Below are 15369 nucleotides of genomic sequence, written 5' to 3'. Positions count from 1 at the left end.
TCGGGCTCATAACCCGAAGGTCGTAGGTTCAAATCCTGCTCCCGCAACCACCTTCAGAAAAAGGCCACTCAATCGAGTGGCCTTTTTCGTTTCCGGCTATTGATCTTCCTCAGCTTCGCTTAAGCCAGACCGGCCTATCCTTGGAGTACCTGCCGCAGATGCAGGACATTGACCGAGGAAGCCTGTATGAACTGGAAGATCACCCCACCACGCTATGGAAGCCTGTCCATTGGCCTGCACTGGCTGATGCTGATCCTGATCGCCGCCGTTTACGCCTGCATCGAACTCAAGGGCAATTTTCCCAAGGGCAGCGACACCCGTGAGTTGCTCAAGCAATGGCACTTCATGCTTGGCCTGAGCGTATTCGCTCTGGTCTGGCTACGTTTGCTGGCACGCGCCCTCAGCCCTACTCCGGCCATCGAGCCCGCACCACCGAGCTGGCAGCACCTGATCGCCAAGCTGATGCACCTGGCGCTGTATGCCCTGATGATTGGCGCGCCATTGGCCGGCTGGCTGATCCTCAGCGCCGCCGGCAAGCCCATCCCCTTCTTCGGCCTGGAGCTGCCGGCGCTGATCGGCCCGGACAAGGCACTGGCTGGGCAAATCAAGGAACTGCACGAGCTGGCGGGCAGCGCCGGTTACTGGCTGATCGGCCTGCACGCAGTCGCAGGGCTGTATCACCATTACGTCGTACGCGATAACACCCTGACGCGCATGCTGCCCGGGCGTAATTGAGGTGAAAGCGCCTCTGGTCAAGTGCCCGATCCGCCGCTAGAATTGCGCACTTTTTGATCAGAGGCGCCCACAAGGCGCCCGTTAGAGGTTAGCCCGCATGTCCACCGCCACCCCGAAAGTCGGCTTCGTCTCGCTCGGATGCCCGAAAGCGACCGTCGACTCCGAACGCATCCTGACCCAACTGCGCATGGAAGGTTACGAGATCGTACCGACCTACCAGGATGCCGACGTGGTGGTGGTCAACACCTGCGGCTTCATCGACAGCGCCAAGGCCGAGTCGCTGGACGCCATCGGTGAAGCCCTGGCGGAAAACGGCAAGGTGATCGTCACCGGCTGCATGGGCGTGGCAGAAGACAGCATCCGCGACGTGCACCCGAGCGTGCTGGCCGTCACCGGCCCGCAGCAGTACGAGCAGGTGGTCAATGCGGTGCACGAGGTCATCCCGCCGAAGACCGAGCACAACCCGCTGATCGACCTGGTGCCGCCGCAGGGCATCAAGCTGACCCCACGCCACTACGCTTATTTGAAGATTTCCGAAGGCTGCAACCATACCTGCAGCTTCTGCATCATCCCATCCATGCGCGGCAAGCTGGTCAGCCGCCCGGTGGGCGATGTGCTCAGCGAAGCCGAGCGCCTGGTCAAGGCCGGCGTGAAAGAACTGCTGGTGATCAGCCAGGACACCAGCGCCTACGGCGTCGATCTGAAGTACAAGCTCGACTTCTGGAACGGCCAGCCTGTGAAAACACGCATGCTCGAACTGTGCGAGGCGCTGTCGTCGATGGGCGTGTGGGTGCGCCTGCACTACGTCTACCCCTACCCCAACGTCGATGACGTGATCCCGCTGATGGCGGCTGGCAAGCTGCTGCCGTATCTGGACATCCCCTTCCAGCACGCCAGCCCAAAAGTGCTCAAGTCGATGAAGCGCCCGGCTTTCGAAGACAAGACCCTGGCACGCATCAAGAAGTGGCGCGAGATCTGCCCTGAGCTGACCATTCGCTCCACCTTCATCGTCGGCTTCCCCGGCGAGACCGAAGAAGACTTCCAGTACCTGCTGGACTGGCTGACCGAAGCGCAGCTCGACCGCGTTGGCTGCTTCCAGTACTCGCCAGTAGAAGGCGCCCCCGCCAATGACCTGGGCCTGGACGTGGTGCCTGACGACGTCAAGCAGGAGCGTTGGGAGCGCTTCATGGCGCACCAGCAGGCTATCAGCTCCGCGCGCCTACAGGCCAAGATCGGCCTGGAGATGGACGTGCTGGTCGACGAAGTGGACGGCGAAGGCGCCGTGGCGCGCTCTTGGGCCGATGCCCCGGAGATCGACGGCAGCGTGTTCATCGACTCCACCAACGTCAAGCCGGGCGACAAGGTGCGCGTGCGCATCGTCGATGCCGACGAGTACGATATGTGGGGCGAGTTGGTCTGATCCAACGCCCGCCTGAAGAGCCCCGCCGTACGCGGGGCTTTTTCTTTCCGGCCACCCCGGCGCCTTGCCGGTACAATGCCCTTCTTTTTATCGAGCACCACCATGAGCGAACCCACCCGCCTGTCCAAACGCGTCATCGAACTCTTCGGCTGCTCGCGCCGCGAGGCCGATCTGTACATCACTGGCGGCTGGGTGACGGTAGACGGTCAGGTAGTCGAGGCGCCGCAGTTCAAGGTCGAGGATCAGCGCGTCGAGCTGCACCCCGATGCCACGCTTGAAGCGGTAGAGCCCGTGACGCTGCTGGTGCACTGCCCGGCGGGCACCAGCGCTGCACAGCTGCAGCATCTGCTAATGCGCGAGCACCACTGGGAAGAAGACCCGCATGCGCAACGCATCCTGCATGGCCATTTCCTGCGCCAGGAGCAGAGCCTGCCACTGCAGCACGGCGCCAGCGGCCTGGTGATCCTCAGCCAGGACTGGCGCGCCCAGCGCAAGCTGCGCGAGGACGGCGCCAAGCTGGAACAGGAGTATCTGGTCGATGTCACCGGCGAACTGCCGGCCAGCATCTTCGAACGGCTGAAGAAGGGCTTGATCCACAAGGGCACGCAGTTTCCGCCGTGCAAGGCCAGTTGGCAGAGCGAGCAGCGCCTGCGCTTCGCCCTGAAGAACCCCGCTCCCGATCTGCTGCAACAGCTCTGCAAGGCGCTGGGCCTGCATATCAAGGCGATGAGGCGCATCCGCGTCGGCGGCGTGCCGATGGCCAAACTGCCAGCCGGACAGTGGCGCTACCTGGGCGAGAAGGAACGCTTCTGAAGCGGGCTGTAGTAGGCTAAGCCTCTAAATGCCTTAGCCGTAGGGCGGGTGCAACCCGCCATAGCCTATCCGTCGGGTTACACCCGCCCTAGACGCTATCCGCACAGGAGCCCCCATGCGTACGCTGTTACTCACTGCCCTGCTCGCGCTCAGCCTGCCCGGCTTCGCCGCGCCTGCGCCCTTCTTTCTCTGGCAGAGCAAGGTCGACGGCCACCTGACCTGCGCCCAGACCAGCCCAGGCGACGGCTGGGAGCGTTTTACCGGTCCCTTCCGCGACGCCGGCTGCCGGGAAGCATACGGCGCGCCGGTCAACCGTCGCTAAGCAGGTCAGCATGCAGCATCAGGTTTCTCCGGTCGGTATCGTCCGTTCCTGCTTCAAGGAAAAGTTCGCCATCCCCCGTCAGCCACACCTGGCTCCGGCCGCACGCGGCGTGCTGGAACTGCTGCCGCCGTTCGATCAGGGCGAAGCCGTGCAGGGTCTGGAACAGGTCAGCCACGTCTGGTTGCTGTTCCTTTTCCACCAGGCACTGGAAGACAAGCCACGCCTGAAGGTGCGCCCTCCGCGTCTGGGCGGTAACCAATCCGTCGGCGTATTCAGCACCCGTGCCACCCATCGTCCCAACGGCATCGGCCAGTCGGTGGTACGCCTGGAACGCGTGGAACCGGGCCGCCTGCATCTGTCGGGCATCGACCTCCTCGATGGCACCCCAGTACTCGACATCAAGCCCTACGTGCCTTACGCCGACAGCGTGGCGGATGCGCACAACGGCATGGCTGACGCACCGCCACCGCTGATTCCGGTGGACTGGCAGGACGACGCCCTGGCAGCCGCTCGAAGCCACGGACAGCGTCTGGGTGAACCCCTGGTGGCGCTGATCGAACAGTGTCTGGCGCAGGATCCGCGCCCGGCTTATCAGCAACCACAACCCGAACGGCGCTATGGCGCGCGCTTCTGGGATCTCGACGTGCACTGGCATTACCCGGAGCCGGCGCGTATTCGCGTGCTGGATGTGCAGATGGCGGGTCGCGGCTGAAGCCCCTCCCACAGAGTTCTGATTGCGTGGGAGGGGCTTTAACCGCGACCAGAAAAACGCATGAGGTGTCATTTCGGCCGGCAATGATGCCTGCTTTCCCGACAGCCAGCCTCTAGGGTGAAGGCCTCATCACTCAGCGAGGCCATTGCATGCATCCCTACTTTTCCCTTGCCGGGCGCACCGCCCTGGTCACCGGTGGTACCCGTGGCATCGGCCTGATGATCGCCAAGGCCTTCGTCGAAGCCGGCGCCCACGTCTATGTCTGCGCCCGTGATGGCGAAGCCTGCGCGCAGACTGCCGCCGAACTATCAGCCCTGGGCCAGTGCACCGGGATGGCCGCCAACCTCTCCAGCGAGGAAGGCGTACAGGCACTGGCTGCCGAACTGAACGGGCGCATCGACAAGCTGGATATTCTGGTCAACAACGCCGGCACCACCTGGGGTGCGCCGCTGGAAAGTTACCCGGCCAAGGGCTTCGAAAAAGTCATGCAGCTCAACGTCACCTCGGTGTTCGGCTGCATCCAGCAACTGCTGCCGCTGCTGCGCAAGGCTGGTTCGGCGGACTGCCCGGCGCGAGTGATCAACATCGGCTCGGTGGCCGGCATCAGCGCCATGGGCGAACAGGCCTACGCCTATGGCCCGAGCAAAGCCGCGCTGCACCAGCTGTCACGCATGCTGGCCAAGGAGCTGGTGGGTGAGCACATCAACGTCAATGTGATCGCGCCAGGGCGCTTCCCGAGCAAAATGACCCGCTTCATCGCCGAGGATGAAGCGGCGCTGGCCGCCGATACGGCGGTGATCCCGATGAAGCGCTGGGGCCGTGAAGAGGAAATGGCCGCACTGGCGCTGAGCCTGGCGGGCAGCGCCGGTGCCTACATGACCGGCGCCATCATCCCCATCGACGGGGGCTTCCACCTGGGCTGAGGATCAGGTGCGGAACTGCCGCACCAGGCCCTGCAACTCGCCACCCAGGCGCGCCAGCTCGGCGCTGGACGCCGCCGTCTGCTGGCTGGCCGCTGCGCTCTGCTCACCGATGTCGCGCACGCGCGTCACGCTCTCGTTGATCGCCTCGGCCACCGCACTCTGCTCCTCGGCAGCTGCGGCGATCTGCTGGTTCATCTGCTCGATGGTGCTGACGGCCTGGGTGATACGGCCCAGCGCATCCCCCGCCTGCCCGGCCAGCTCGACGGTACGCCGGGTCAGCTCGCGGCTGCTGTCCATCTGCTGCACCGCGCCTTTGGCCATGCGCTGCAAGCCCGCGATCAGGCCCTCGATTTCTTCGGTGCTGTCCTGGGCGCGCTTGGCCAGTGCCCGCACCTCATCGGCCACGACGGCGAAACCACGCCCCTGCTCGCCGGCTCGCGCCGCTTCGATGGCGGCATTGAGGGCGAGCAGGTTGGTCTGTTCGGCGACGCCGCGAATCACCTCCAGCACACTGCTGATGCGACCACTCTCGCGATCCAGCGCGGCAATGGCTTCGGCTGACTGCTCCACCTCGGCCGCCAGACTGTCGACCTGATCCACCGCCTGCTGCACGACGCGATTGCCCTGCTGCGCCTCACGGTCGGCATCCTGCGCGGCGTGCGAGGCCATCTCGGCGTTCTGCGCCACCTCCTGCACGGTGGCGGCCATCTGGTGCATGGCAGTGGCGGTCTGCTCGGTTTCCAGTTTCTGCGTCTGCACTCCGGCACTGGTCTGCGCGGTGATGCTGGACAGCTGCTCGGCGGCGGCCGCGATCTGCCCGACACCACCACCAATACGCCCGACCAGCGTACGCAGGCTGCTGGTCATGCCCTGCATGGCAGCGAGCAATTGCCCCAGCTCATCGCGGCGGTTCTGCGGAATGTCCTGGCTGAGGTCGCCGGCGGCGATGCGCTCGGCAAAACCCACGGTCTGGCGCAGGGGCACGACGATCAGGCGGGTGATCAGCAGCGCCGCGCAGAGGCCGAGCACGATAGCCGCCGCGCCCATTACCCCGAGCATCAGTTGCGCGCGGTGACTATCGGCGATCATGGCCTCATCGGCGCTGGTCTGAGCGGCCTTGGCCAGGCTGATGACCGAACGCGCACGCTCGATCATGGCGCTTTCCGTCGATTTGTTCTGCTCACGCAACTGCTGGTAGTACTGGAAGGAGCGCTGATAGACCGTCAGTGCCTGCAAGGCTTTTTCGATCGAGGCTTTCTGTTCGTCGTTCAGCCAGACCATCAGGCTGCGCGCCACGGTCTGCAGGTCTTCGCTGATGTAGTTCCACTCTTCCGGGGCCTCGGCCGAGCCATCGATGATGTACAGGTTCTCCTGGCTGCGCAGGTCGAGCATGCGCTTGCTCAGGCCGGATGCGGTCTCGGCCAGGGTGAGCGGATCGCTGCCACGCAGTCGGTCGCCCTGCAGGCGCAGCTCGCGGACGGCGTCGTACATGTCCAGTTCGATCACCTCGAATTGATCGCGCGTTTCCCCCGCTGCGGTGCTCATGTCCTGACGGGCCGAACGCGCCTTGTCCTGCAGGTCGACATAGCTGTCGAACTGCTTCATGTACTCAGCAACGGCCTGCTGCATGGTACGGATGCGCTCGCCATCGGCCAGGCCGGTGGCCTGGCCGAATTGCTCCAGGGAGGCCAGCACCTTATTCAGGCTTTCGCGCACTCGCGCCGCGCTCTCAGGGGTCTGCTCGATGGCGAAGTTGCGCTCCAGACGGCGAGCCTGAAGCACCTCCATATTGATCTCGGCCAACTCCCCTACCTGTTTATGACCGAGGAGGACGGCTTGCACGGCGAGAAAACCGATACCCGTCATCGCCGCTGTCAGCAGCAACACCAGGCCAAAGCCACAGATCAATTTTTTGCCAACGGAAAGGTTGGCCAACAGGCGTCCGGCAGATTCGAACATAAGGCACTCCAGGATTCTTCTTATTCGAACGCGCTCTTGGGCGCGACTTGACCGGTAAACAAGGCAACCCCTGTGCCAGGCCCAGGCTGGCCAGAACAGGTACTCCCAGCAGCTGAGCTGGCCTTGCCAGCGATAGCCTGGCTACGTGAAGGCTATCGGCAGCGAAGCCCCAGTGCTTGATGCAGGCATTTGGCCAGAGAGGTTCAGGAACTATAGACAGTATCGGGCGCTCGCCCGGAAGCAACGGCAATAATCCGCTCAAACCGGGCGCCGCACTGGCGGTTTGCCGCCAGCTCCTCATCAAACGCAAAAGGCGCAGCCGAAGCTGCGCCTTGAGCGGACATGCATTACGGCTCAGCGACTGGCCAGAACGCTCACCACGCGAGGCCGCGCCAGCTCACCGACAATTGCCAGCAGGCCCATGGCGCCGGCTATCCAGTACCACTGCGCCACCGGGTCGAACATCAGCCAGCCCAGCGCATGGAGGAACACCACCAGGATCAGCACCGGGCTGACATAACGCACCATGAACAGCCACAGGGCATAGCCGGCCGGCGGCAGGTTCAGTTCTTCGCGCAGGATGTCGCAGCGCAGTGCATACCCAGCCAGCACCACCATGAAGATGCCCCCGAGCGGCATCATCCAGCGCGAGGTCAGGTAATCGAGCCAGTCGAAGAAGTTCTTGCCCAGCGGCGTCCAGCCCGCCAGCAGGTTGAACGACAGCATGGCCAGCAGGCTGATCACCAGCAGCACCGCGCCAGCACCGATTGCCGCGCGCAAACGGCTGATGCCGTGCTTCTCGTTCAGGTAAGCCACGGTGGCTTCGATCATGGAGATCGCCGAGGTCAGCGCGGCGATCGACACCATGGCGAAGAACAACACGCCGAACACGGTGCCGAACGGCATCTGCTGGAAGGCCAACGGCAGGCTCATGAAAATCAGCCCCGGCCCGGCGCTCGGGCTCATGCCGTTGGCGAAGATGATCGGGAAGATCGCCAGGCCGGCGAGCAGCGCCACCAGGGTGTCGCAGATGGCGACCATGAAGGTGGTGCGGGCGATGGACTGGCCATCGGGCAGGTAGGAGCCATAGGTGAGAATGGCGCCCGAGGCCAGGCTGAGGGTGAAGAAGGCATGCCCCAGCGCCGCCAGCAGCGCCTCGCCGGTGATCTTCGAGGCATCGAAATGGAAGAGGAAGGCGAAACCGGCATCGAAGCTGCCGCTGGTGAAGGCATAGCCGACCAGCGCGACGAGCATCAGGGCCAGGCCCGGCATCATCCAGCGCACCGCGTTCTCGATGCCCTGCTGCACACCCTTGGCCACGATCCACAAGGTCAGCAACGCCACCAACACGCTCCAGCCGCCCAGTTGCCAGGGGTTGGCGTTGTGCGCCTCGAACACGCCACCGAGTGCTTCGACGCTGGTGGCGGCCAGCGAGCCGTCGAGCATCTTCCACGTATAGGCGAAGGCCCAACCGGCAACGACCACGTAGAAGCACAGGATCATGAAACCGGCGAGCATGGCCATCCCGCCAACCGCCTTCCACAGCGGGTTGCCGCCATTCTCGCGCACCACCCGGCTGATGGCATCGATGGGGCTGCCACGGCCACGGCGGCCGATGGCGATCTCGGTCATCATCACCGGAATACCGATGGCCAGGATGCACGCCAGGTACATCAGCACGAAGGCGCCGCCGCCGTATTCGCCGGTGATGTAGGGGAATTTCCAGATATTGCCCAGGCCGACGGCCGAGCCGGTTGCAGCGAGGATGAAACCCCAGCGCGAGAGCCAGAGGTTCTTGGGTTTTTCACGGGTCATGCGTCACCTGTTTGTTTTTATCTGTGACGGAATCGAACCCGCCGCACTTGTGGCGCAGCGGAATGCAAGGCTTGGATGAAGCCGAAGGTGTCACTGAGCGTCGGCTTGTACCTCCGGTGCGGCCAGTCGGAAGGCCTCCAGGGGTTCACAGCGCGCCGCCATGGCGACAATGCGTGGGTACGCGGCAAGGTCACAGTTAAAACGGCGCGCATTATACAGCTGTGGGATCAGGCAGGCCTCCAGATATCCAGGGCGTTCGCCGAGCGACAAGCGCCCGTCGAATGCAGCCAGACCCTCCTCCACCGCCGCCAGGCCGAGCGCGACCCAGTGCCGGTACCAGGCGTTCTTCGCGTCGTCGGAGACGCCCAGCTCACCGCTCAGGTACTGCAGCACGCGCAGGTTGTTCAGCGGGTGCACGTCGCAGGCAAGATGCAGCGCCAGCGCCCGTACCTGGGCGCGCTCGGCCGGATCACCCGGCAACAGCGCCGGCAGCGGGAAGATCTCTTCAAGGTACTCGATGATCGCCAGTGACTGAGCGATGCGCACGCCGCCGTTTTCCTCATCCACCAGCAGCGGCAACAGGCCCTGCGGGTTCAGCGAGCGGTAGTCGGCGCCGTGCTGCTGCCCCCCATCCTTGACCAGATGCACCGGTACCGACTCAAAGGCCAGGCCCTTGAGGTTGAGGGCGATACGCACACGATAGGCGGCACTGGAGCGCCAGTATCCGTAGAGCTTCAGCATCGATCATCCCCCGTAGCCCGGATGCAATCCGGGGCTGGCCTGGGAATTTCCCGGATTTCATCCGGGCTACTCATATTTCTCCACCACCTGGTCGATGGCGCCGAAGATGCTCTGGCCAGACGCATCGAACATCTCGATGCGCACCCGGTCGCCGAATTTCAGAAACGGCGTTTTCGCCTCGCCCGACTCGACGATCTCCAGCATGCGTTTCTCCGCCAGGCAACTGGAGCCCGCGCTGCGGTCGTAGTTCGACACCGTGCCCGAACCGATGATGGTGCCGGCACCCAGCGGCCGGGTCTTGGCGGCGTGGGCCACCAGGGTCGGGAAATTGAAGGTCATGTCCACACCGGCGTTCGGCTGGCCGAACAGCTCGCCGTTGATATGCGACACCAGCGGCCGGTGCACCTTGCCGTCTTTCCAGCTTTCGCCCAGTTCGTCCGGGGTGATGGCCACCGGGGAGAAGCTCGACGACGGCTTGCTCTGGTAGAAACCAAAGCCCTTGGCCAGCTCGCCGGGGATCAGGTTGCGCAGCGACACGTCGTTGACCAGCATCAGCAGGCGGATATGCCTGGCCGCTTCGGCTGGCGTGGCGCCCATCGGCACGTCGTCGGTGATCACTGCCAGCTCGGCTTCCAGATCGATGCCCCAGGCTTCGTCTGCCAGTCGGATCGGCGCGTGCGGCGGGATAAAGGCATCGGCGCCACCCTGGTACATCAGCGGGTCATGCCAGAAGCTTTCCGGCATCTCGGCGCCGCGCGCCTTGCGCACCAGTTCGACGTGGTTGACGTAGGCGCTGCCGTCGGCCCAGTGGTAGGCGCGTGGCAAGGGGCTGTGACAGACAGCCTGATCGAAGGCGAACGCGCCCTCTTCCAAGTCGTCGTTGAGACGTTGATAGACCGCTTCCAGTTTCGGCCGAGCAACGGCCCAGTCGTCCAGCGCGGCCTGCAGGGTGGCGGCGATTTGTGGCACGCGCACGGCGCGGCTCAGGTCGCGGGAAACGACGATCAGCACGCCATCGCGGCCTTGATTCAGTGATGCGAGTTTCATGGTTCCTCCCTATTCGTCTGTTCGCGTGCGGGCTGTTCTCCCCTCTCCCACTTGTGAGAGAGGGGCCGGGGGAGAGGGTGTGTTGTAAGTCCCCTCTCCCTAACCCTCTCCCCGAGGGGAGAGGGAACGATTGGTGCCCACCCTTAAGCTTGTGTACCCGGCGCACGCCAGGAATTGACGTACTCAGCCACGTCCACCGCAGCAGCGGCATCGCTCACTTCCAAGGCGCGGCGGGTGTCGATCATCACCGCCACCTCGTCGATGAAGGTGGCCGGATCCTCCTGGCTCTTCTTCAGCGCCTTGGGGTGTGGCCCATGGGGGAAGCCGCACGGGTGCAGGGTGACCATGCCCTGCTCGATGTTGTCGCGGCTGAAGAAGTTGCCACGGTGGTAGAACAGCACTTCGTCGTAGTCGTCGTTGTTATGGAAGAACGGCACCTTGAGCGCGCCGGGGTCGGACTCCACCGGGCGCGGGGTGAAGGTGCAGATGACGAAGCCATTGGCGACGAAGGTGGTATGCACCGACGGCGGCAGGTGGTAGCGATGACTGATCAATGGGCGAATGTCGCGCCAGTTCAGACGCACCACGGTGTTGTCGCCGTGCCAGCCGACCACGTCCAGCGGGTTGTAGGGATAGGTTACGGTGCTGATCTGGCCGCGCCGCTTGATGCGGATCTGCCAGGTATTCTCGTCCTGCTGCGCCTTGAAGGCCTCGTCGATATGCGGATGCTCTAGCACCGCCAGGTCGAAGATCGCCTGCGGTCCGAGAAGGCCCTTGTCCGGCAACTGATAAGCGCCGTCGGTGTTCTCGATCAGCAGGAAGTAGCTCGGCGTGCTGGCCTCGATACGCCAGGCGGTACCGCGCGGGATCAGCAGGTAGTCGCCGTCGCGGTACTCCAGATGGCCGAAGTCGCAATAGAAATGCCCGCTGCCTTCATGCACGAACAGCAGCTCGTCGCCATCGGCATTGCGTACCAGATGGCGCATGGCGCCGTGAGTGCGCCAGACGCGCAACTTGACGTCGGCGTTGTGCAGCGTCAGCGGCGCCGCCAGCGGGCAGTCGCGCTCGCTGGGAATGTCGTTGAAGTTGAAGGCATGCGGGCGCAGCGGACCTTCCCAGTCGATCCAGCCGGTAGGCGGATGCTTGTGGTGAAGGTGCGCGGTGGGGCCGAAGAAGCCCTCACGGCCCATCTCGCGCTCGTAGGTGCCCTGCGGCAGGTCGCAGTGCGCCTGACGCGAGCACTCGCCCTCACGCAGGGGAAAGTGGATCCATTGGCGGCTCATGGCATCACTCCTCGGCGATCACGCCGCGACGCAGCTGGTCTTCCTCGATGGATTCGAACAACGCCTTGAAATTGCCCTCGCCAAAACCCTGATTGCCCTTGCGCTGGATGATCTCGAAGAAGATCGGGCCGATCACCGTGTTGGTGAAGATCTGCAGCAGAATGCCGTCATCGCCAGGCGCGCCATCGATCAGGATATTCAGTTCGCGCAGCACATCGGTCGGCTCACCATGCCCAGCGACGCGGCTATCGACCTTCTCGTAGTAGGTGCCCGGGGTGGTCATGAAGTCCACGCCGTTGGCGCGCAACTGGCGCACGGTGGCGTAGATGTCGTCGGTGGACAGGGCGATGTGCTGGATGCCTTCGCCGTGGTATTCGCGGATGAATTCCTCGATCTGCGACTTGTCATCGGCCGACTCGTTGATCGGGATGCGGATCTTGCCGCAGGGCGCGGTCATGGCCCGGGAAAACAGGCCGGTGAGCTTGCCTTCGATATCGAAGTAGCGGATTTCGCGGAAGTTGGCGATGCGCTCGTAGAAGCCGGACCAGACGTCCATCTGCCCGCGACGCACGTTGTGGGTCAGGTGGTCGATGCACTGCAGACCCACGGAGTTGTCATTAGCGCTGCGGCCTGCGATGTACTCGAAGTCGACGTCATAGATGCTCTTGTCACCATAGCGGTCGACCAGATAGAGCAGAGAGCCGCCGATGCCCTCGACGCAGGGAATGTTCAGCTCGCCAAAGTTGGCATGGCTGCCCACCAGCGTGGCGCCCTGCTGCTCGACGTAGGCGGCTGCCTGGGCCGCATTCTTGACCCGGAAGGCCATGGCGCAGGCGCTGGGCCCATGCTTCTCGCCGAAGGCGCGCACATGGCCGGTAGGGCTGCCGTTGAGCACGATATTGATATCGTTCTGCTGGAATAGCCACACCTCTTTCGAGCGGTGCTTGGCAGTTTCGGTGAAGCCCATGGCGGTGAACAACTGGCGCAGTTGCTCGATACCTTCGGCACTCGGTGCGGTGAATTCGACGAACTCGAAACCGTCGGTTCCGATGGGGTTGTGCTGCTCGATCTTGGCCACGGCGGTCATCTCGCCTCCTGATTGTCATTGTTATGGCAGCCGCACGAATGCGTTGCGGACAACCTCATGACAACCGAGCGCAGAAGCACACTCAAGATGGCTTACGACACCCTGCCACAGCGGCCGAGGCCAGCAGTGGCAATTTTTATTTACACCCACCGGTAAGCTACTGGCTGGTGATGACTAATCCGACCAACCGTAAAATTTTCCTTACATCATGGTTGATCGACTTGCCACACTCCCTCACGCCGGGCGTTCGAAAGCGTAAGCCCGCTCGACTTTGGCCACCCGGGTGGTGAAAGCGGCATACCAGTCGGCGCGCCCCTGTTCGCGAACGGCACTGTGTTCGGCATGCTCGCGCCAGGCGCGAATGGCCTCCTCGCTCTGCCAATAGGACAGGGTGATGCCCAGGCCATCACTGCGCGCCGACTCCACGCCGAGAAAGCCCGGCTGCTGCGCGGCCAACTCCAGCCTGCGCTGCGCCGCCTCGGCGTAGCCGGCATCGACCTCGGTGCGTATCGAGGTGAACATCACCACGTAATAAGGTGGCTTGGGCGTTGCGGCGATCATGCCACCGCTTCCTGCTGCGCTTCATGCACCGATTGCACCGCGCAGGCACCGACCAGGCCGGCGACCACTGGCGGCAGGCGCCCTTCCAGCGCAGCGCGCTCGGGCTGGAACAGAGTGGCGATGAAGAAGGGGTGGTCGTCCAGCTCGATGGCACGCACGGCACCTGCCTCGTCATGCCCGGAAGCCTTCAGCGCCTGGGCCATCAGCGGCTCGACGAAGGCATCGTCGAGACCATAGCGGCAGAGGTACTGCTCGCTGATCTCGCGTACCCCGTACAGCTCGGCGATACGCGAGCCCGATACCAGGTGCACACGCTCGCTGACATCCTGCAGGGCACAGGCCAGCGGCGCGATCAGCGGCGTTTGCGCCTGGGGCGACAGCTCGGCATGTTCGGCATCCGTCCACCCCAGCTGATTGCGGGCGTATTCCAGCAGCGCATGCTGGAAGCCACCACAAGTGCCCAGAAAGGGAACGCCCTGCTCGCGGGCAAAACGGATCGCGCGCAGCGCACCCTCGGTGGCGACGTAGGGGCTGCCCGGCACGCACCAGATACCGTCATAGGCCAGCAAGGTCGCGTCATCGAGAATGCGCTCCGTGGCCAGCCAGTCGTATTCGACCGCGACCCCCAGCGCTTCCCCAGCCAGGCGCAGCGCCTCGGGAATGGCACGGTGTGCGGTGATGGCTGCACTGTAGTCGCCCACCAGGGCGACCTTGACTCGACACTTGCTGTACATGATTTTGCCCCTCTTGCATGGCGGTCTGCCTGGCACTATAAGATGGCGCTCGCGCAATAATAATTGGCGTACTGACAAGCAGAGATTGCAGCCGTGCAATATCAGATCGATCACACCGACCTTTCCCTGGTACTCGCCCTGGTGCGCGGCCGCTCACTGGCACGAGCGGCCGAGCTGCTCCAGGTAGACGTTTCCACGGTATTTCGCGCCGTGCGTCGCCTCGAGGCCGCCCTGGGCGTGGCGCTGTTCGAGAAAAGCCGGCGTGGCTACGAGCCCAGCGAAACGGCGCGCGCCCTGGCCGAACAGGCCGAACGCGCCGAACAGGCGCTGGATGCCGCACGCGTGGCGCTGGAACAAGGCAAGCAGGTGGTCAGCGGCACGGTGCGCCTGACCTGTACCGACGCGGTGCTGAGCAGCCTGCTGCTGCCGGCGCTGGCGCGCTTCATGCCCAACTATCCGGCGTTGTCGCTGGAAGTGGTCACCTCCAACGACTTCGCCAACCTCAGCCGGCGCGACGCCGACCTGGCCCTGCGCCTGACCAACCAGCCGCCTGAGCATCTGGTCGGCCGTCGCCTGGCCAAGGTGTCCTACGTGGTGTGCGCGCGTGACGATGGCCAGGATCGCAGCGACCTGGCGCGACAGAGCTGGATCGCCCCGGACGAGTCGATGCCGGATCACGCCACGGTGCTCTGGCGTCTGCATGATCTGCCGGGAGTCATGCCCAGCTACCGCTGCAGCAGCATGTACGCCGTGGCGCAACTGACCCGCGCCGGGCTCGGCGTGGCCGCCCTGCCCGACTTCATCCTGCGCAGCCAGCCGGATCTACGTGCGCTGAGCGCCCCCTTGCCAGGCTGCGACACCGAACTCTGGCTGCTGACCCGCCCCGACTGCCGCGCCCTGCGCTCGGTGCAGACCCTGTTCGAGGAATTGAGCGAAGCCTTGATGAGCAACGGCTGAGGCAAAGCCTTGCCCACGGATCCGTAGGGCGGGTGCAACCCGTCACTCATTTATGGCGGGTTGCACCCGCCCTACACTGAACTCCCACAGGCGCGGAGCAACCTGTCATGCCGCGTAGGGGGGCTTTAGCCGCGACAGGCCAGAAGGTTCTGTAGCCCGGATGCAATCCGGGGGCATGGGTTGCGCAAAAGCGCATAGCGCTCCTAACGGGCAGGGGCGTAGAACCGTAGGGCGGGTGCAACCCGCCACCCATTTGTGGC

General features: G+C 64.1%; 14 protein-coding genes and 2 pseudogenes. 7 read left to right on the top strand and 9 right to left on the bottom strand.

Annotated elements, in window-relative coordinates; translation table 11 throughout:
• Positions 1 to 186 precede the first annotated feature (186 nt).
• The 6 genes from ACODS1_RS23890 to ACODS1_RS23865 all read left to right on the top strand — a co-directional run bounded on the left by ACODS1_RS23890 (position 187) and on the right by ACODS1_RS23865 (position 4925).
• Positions 187 to 735, top strand: a complete 549-nt coding sequence (locus ACODS1_RS23890; RefSeq protein ID WP_489087606.1) for a cytochrome b — start codon at positions 187 to 189, stop codon at positions 733 to 735.
• A gap of 97 nt (positions 736 to 832) precedes the next feature.
• On the top strand, positions 833 to 2155 hold the full coding sequence (gene rimO / locus ACODS1_RS23885; protein ID WP_489087605.1) for a 30S ribosomal protein S12 methylthiotransferase RimO: 1323 nt from the start codon (positions 833 to 835) through the stop codon (positions 2153 to 2155).
• 102 nt (positions 2156 to 2257) lie between these two features.
• On the top strand, positions 2258 to 2968 hold the full coding sequence (locus ACODS1_RS23880; protein ID WP_489087604.1) for an RNA pseudouridine synthase: 711 nt from the start codon (positions 2258 to 2260) through the stop codon (positions 2966 to 2968).
• Between the two features lie 115 nt (positions 2969 to 3083).
• Positions 3084 to 3290: a hypothetical protein gene (locus tag ACODS1_RS23875; RefSeq protein WP_489087603.1), complete on the top strand. Its 207-nt coding sequence runs from the start codon at positions 3084 to 3086 to the stop codon at positions 3288 to 3290.
• Positions 3291 to 3300: 10 nt separating this feature from the next.
• Positions 3301 to 4002, top strand: coding sequence for a tRNA (N6-threonylcarbamoyladenosine(37)-N6)-methyltransferase TrmO (tsaA, locus tag ACODS1_RS23870; protein WP_489087602.1), 702 nt, complete (start codon positions 3301 to 3303; stop codon positions 4000 to 4002).
• A gap of 149 nt (positions 4003 to 4151) precedes the next feature.
• Entirely contained in the window at positions 4152 to 4925 is a 774-nt protein-coding gene (locus tag ACODS1_RS23865; protein ID WP_489087601.1) for an SDR family oxidoreductase, read from the top strand.
• Positions 4926 to 4928: 3 nt separating this feature from the next.
• On the opposite strand, the pseudogene ACODS1_RS23860 reads toward ACODS1_RS23865, so the two are convergent.
• The 9 genes and pseudogenes from ACODS1_RS23860 to ACODS1_RS23820 all read right to left on the bottom strand — a co-directional run.
• Positions 4929 to 5528, bottom strand: a pseudogene (locus ACODS1_RS23860) (methyl-accepting chemotaxis protein); the annotation flags it as partial.
• 258 nt (positions 5529 to 5786) lie between these two features.
• A pseudogene (locus tag ACODS1_RS23855) lies at positions 5787 to 6791 on the bottom strand (HAMP domain-containing protein); the annotation flags it as partial.
• Positions 6792 to 7238: 447 nt separating this feature from the next.
• Positions 7239 to 8699, bottom strand: coding sequence for a sodium-dependent transporter (locus ACODS1_RS23850; protein ID WP_489087600.1), 1461 nt, complete (start codon positions 8697 to 8699; stop codon positions 7239 to 7241).
• Between the two features lie 90 nt (positions 8700 to 8789).
• Entirely contained in the window at positions 8790 to 9440 is a 651-nt protein-coding gene (maiA, locus tag ACODS1_RS23845; RefSeq protein ID WP_489087599.1) for a maleylacetoacetate isomerase, read from the bottom strand.
• Between the two features lie 66 nt (positions 9441 to 9506).
• Positions 9507 to 10487, bottom strand: a complete 981-nt coding sequence (locus ACODS1_RS23840; protein WP_489087598.1) for a fumarylacetoacetate hydrolase family protein — start codon at positions 10485 to 10487, stop codon at positions 9507 to 9509.
• 143 nt (positions 10488 to 10630) lie between these two features.
• Complete coding sequence (locus ACODS1_RS23835; protein ID WP_489087597.1) at positions 10631 to 11770, bottom strand: homogentisate 1,2-dioxygenase; 1140 nt, start codon at positions 11768 to 11770, stop codon at positions 10631 to 10633.
• Between the two features lie 4 nt (positions 11771 to 11774).
• Positions 11775 to 12857, bottom strand: coding sequence for a 4-hydroxyphenylpyruvate dioxygenase (gene hppD, locus ACODS1_RS23830; protein WP_489087596.1), 1083 nt, complete (start codon positions 12855 to 12857; stop codon positions 11775 to 11777).
• A gap of 234 nt (positions 12858 to 13091) precedes the next feature.
• Positions 13092 to 13418: an antibiotic biosynthesis monooxygenase family protein gene (locus tag ACODS1_RS23825; RefSeq protein ID WP_489087595.1), complete on the bottom strand. Its 327-nt coding sequence runs from the start codon at positions 13416 to 13418 to the stop codon at positions 13092 to 13094.
• Positions 13415 to 14152, bottom strand: a complete 738-nt coding sequence (locus ACODS1_RS23820) for a CTP synthase C-terminal region-related (seleno)protein (RefSeq protein ID WP_322979206.1) — start codon at positions 14150 to 14152, stop codon at positions 13415 to 13417. Before ACODS1_RS23820 ends, ACODS1_RS23825 begins: the two co-directional genes overlap by 4 nt.
• A gap of 93 nt (positions 14153 to 14245) precedes the next feature.
• On the opposite strand from ACODS1_RS23820, the gene ACODS1_RS23815 reads away from it, so the two are divergent.
• A complete protein-coding gene (locus tag ACODS1_RS23815; RefSeq protein ID WP_489087594.1) occupies positions 14246 to 15109 on the top strand; it encodes a LysR family transcriptional regulator in 864 nt (287 codons plus the stop codon).
• Positions 15110 to 15369: the final 260 nt, after the last annotated feature.

Source organism: Pseudomonas sp. FG29 (genome assembly GCF_057809355.1).
The sequence above is the reverse complement of the archived record's forward strand: the minus strand, read 5'-3'. Positions and strand labels throughout refer to the sequence as shown.

What these genes read in the sequence shown, in the direction of transcription:
- ACODS1_RS23890 (WP_489087606.1), top strand. Translation starts at nt 187, where the DNA reads ATGAACTGGAAGATCACCCCACCACGCTATGGAAGCCTGTCCATTGGC.
- ACODS1_RS23875 (WP_489087603.1), top strand. Translation starts at nt 3,084, where the DNA reads ATGCGTACGCTGTTACTCACTGCCCTGCTCGCGCTCAGCCTGCCCGGC.
- hppD (WP_489087596.1), bottom strand. Translation starts at nt 12,857, where the DNA reads ATGACCGCCGTGGCCAAGATCGAGCAGCACAACCCCATCGGAACCGAC.
- rimO (WP_489087605.1), top strand. Translation starts at nt 833, where the DNA reads ATGTCCACCGCCACCCCGAAAGTCGGCTTCGTCTCGCTCGGATGCCCG.
- ACODS1_RS23835 (WP_489087597.1), bottom strand. Translation starts at nt 11,770, where the DNA reads ATGAGCCGCCAATGGATCCACTTTCCCCTGCGTGAGGGCGAGTGCTCG.
- ACODS1_RS23840 (WP_489087598.1), bottom strand. Translation starts at nt 10,487, where the DNA reads ATGAAACTCGCATCACTGAATCAAGGCCGCGATGGCGTGCTGATCGTC.
- maiA (WP_489087599.1), bottom strand. Translation starts at nt 9,440, where the DNA reads ATGCTGAAGCTCTACGGATACTGGCGCTCCAGTGCCGCCTATCGTGTG.
- ACODS1_RS23865 (WP_489087601.1), top strand. Translation starts at nt 4,152, where the DNA reads ATGCATCCCTACTTTTCCCTTGCCGGGCGCACCGCCCTGGTCACCGGT.
- ACODS1_RS23825 (WP_489087595.1), bottom strand. Translation starts at nt 13,418, where the DNA reads ATGATCGCCGCAACGCCCAAGCCACCTTATTACGTGGTGATGTTCACC.
- ACODS1_RS23820 (WP_322979206.1), bottom strand. Translation starts at nt 14,152, where the DNA reads ATGTACAGCAAGTGTCGAGTCAAGGTCGCCCTGGTGGGCGACTACAGT.
- tsaA (WP_489087602.1), top strand. Translation starts at nt 3,301, where the DNA reads ATGCAGCATCAGGTTTCTCCGGTCGGTATCGTCCGTTCCTGCTTCAAG.
- ACODS1_RS23880 (WP_489087604.1), top strand. Translation starts at nt 2,258, where the DNA reads ATGAGCGAACCCACCCGCCTGTCCAAACGCGTCATCGAACTCTTCGGC.
- ACODS1_RS23850 (WP_489087600.1), bottom strand. Translation starts at nt 8,699, where the DNA reads ATGACCCGTGAAAAACCCAAGAACCTCTGGCTCTCGCGCTGGGGTTTC.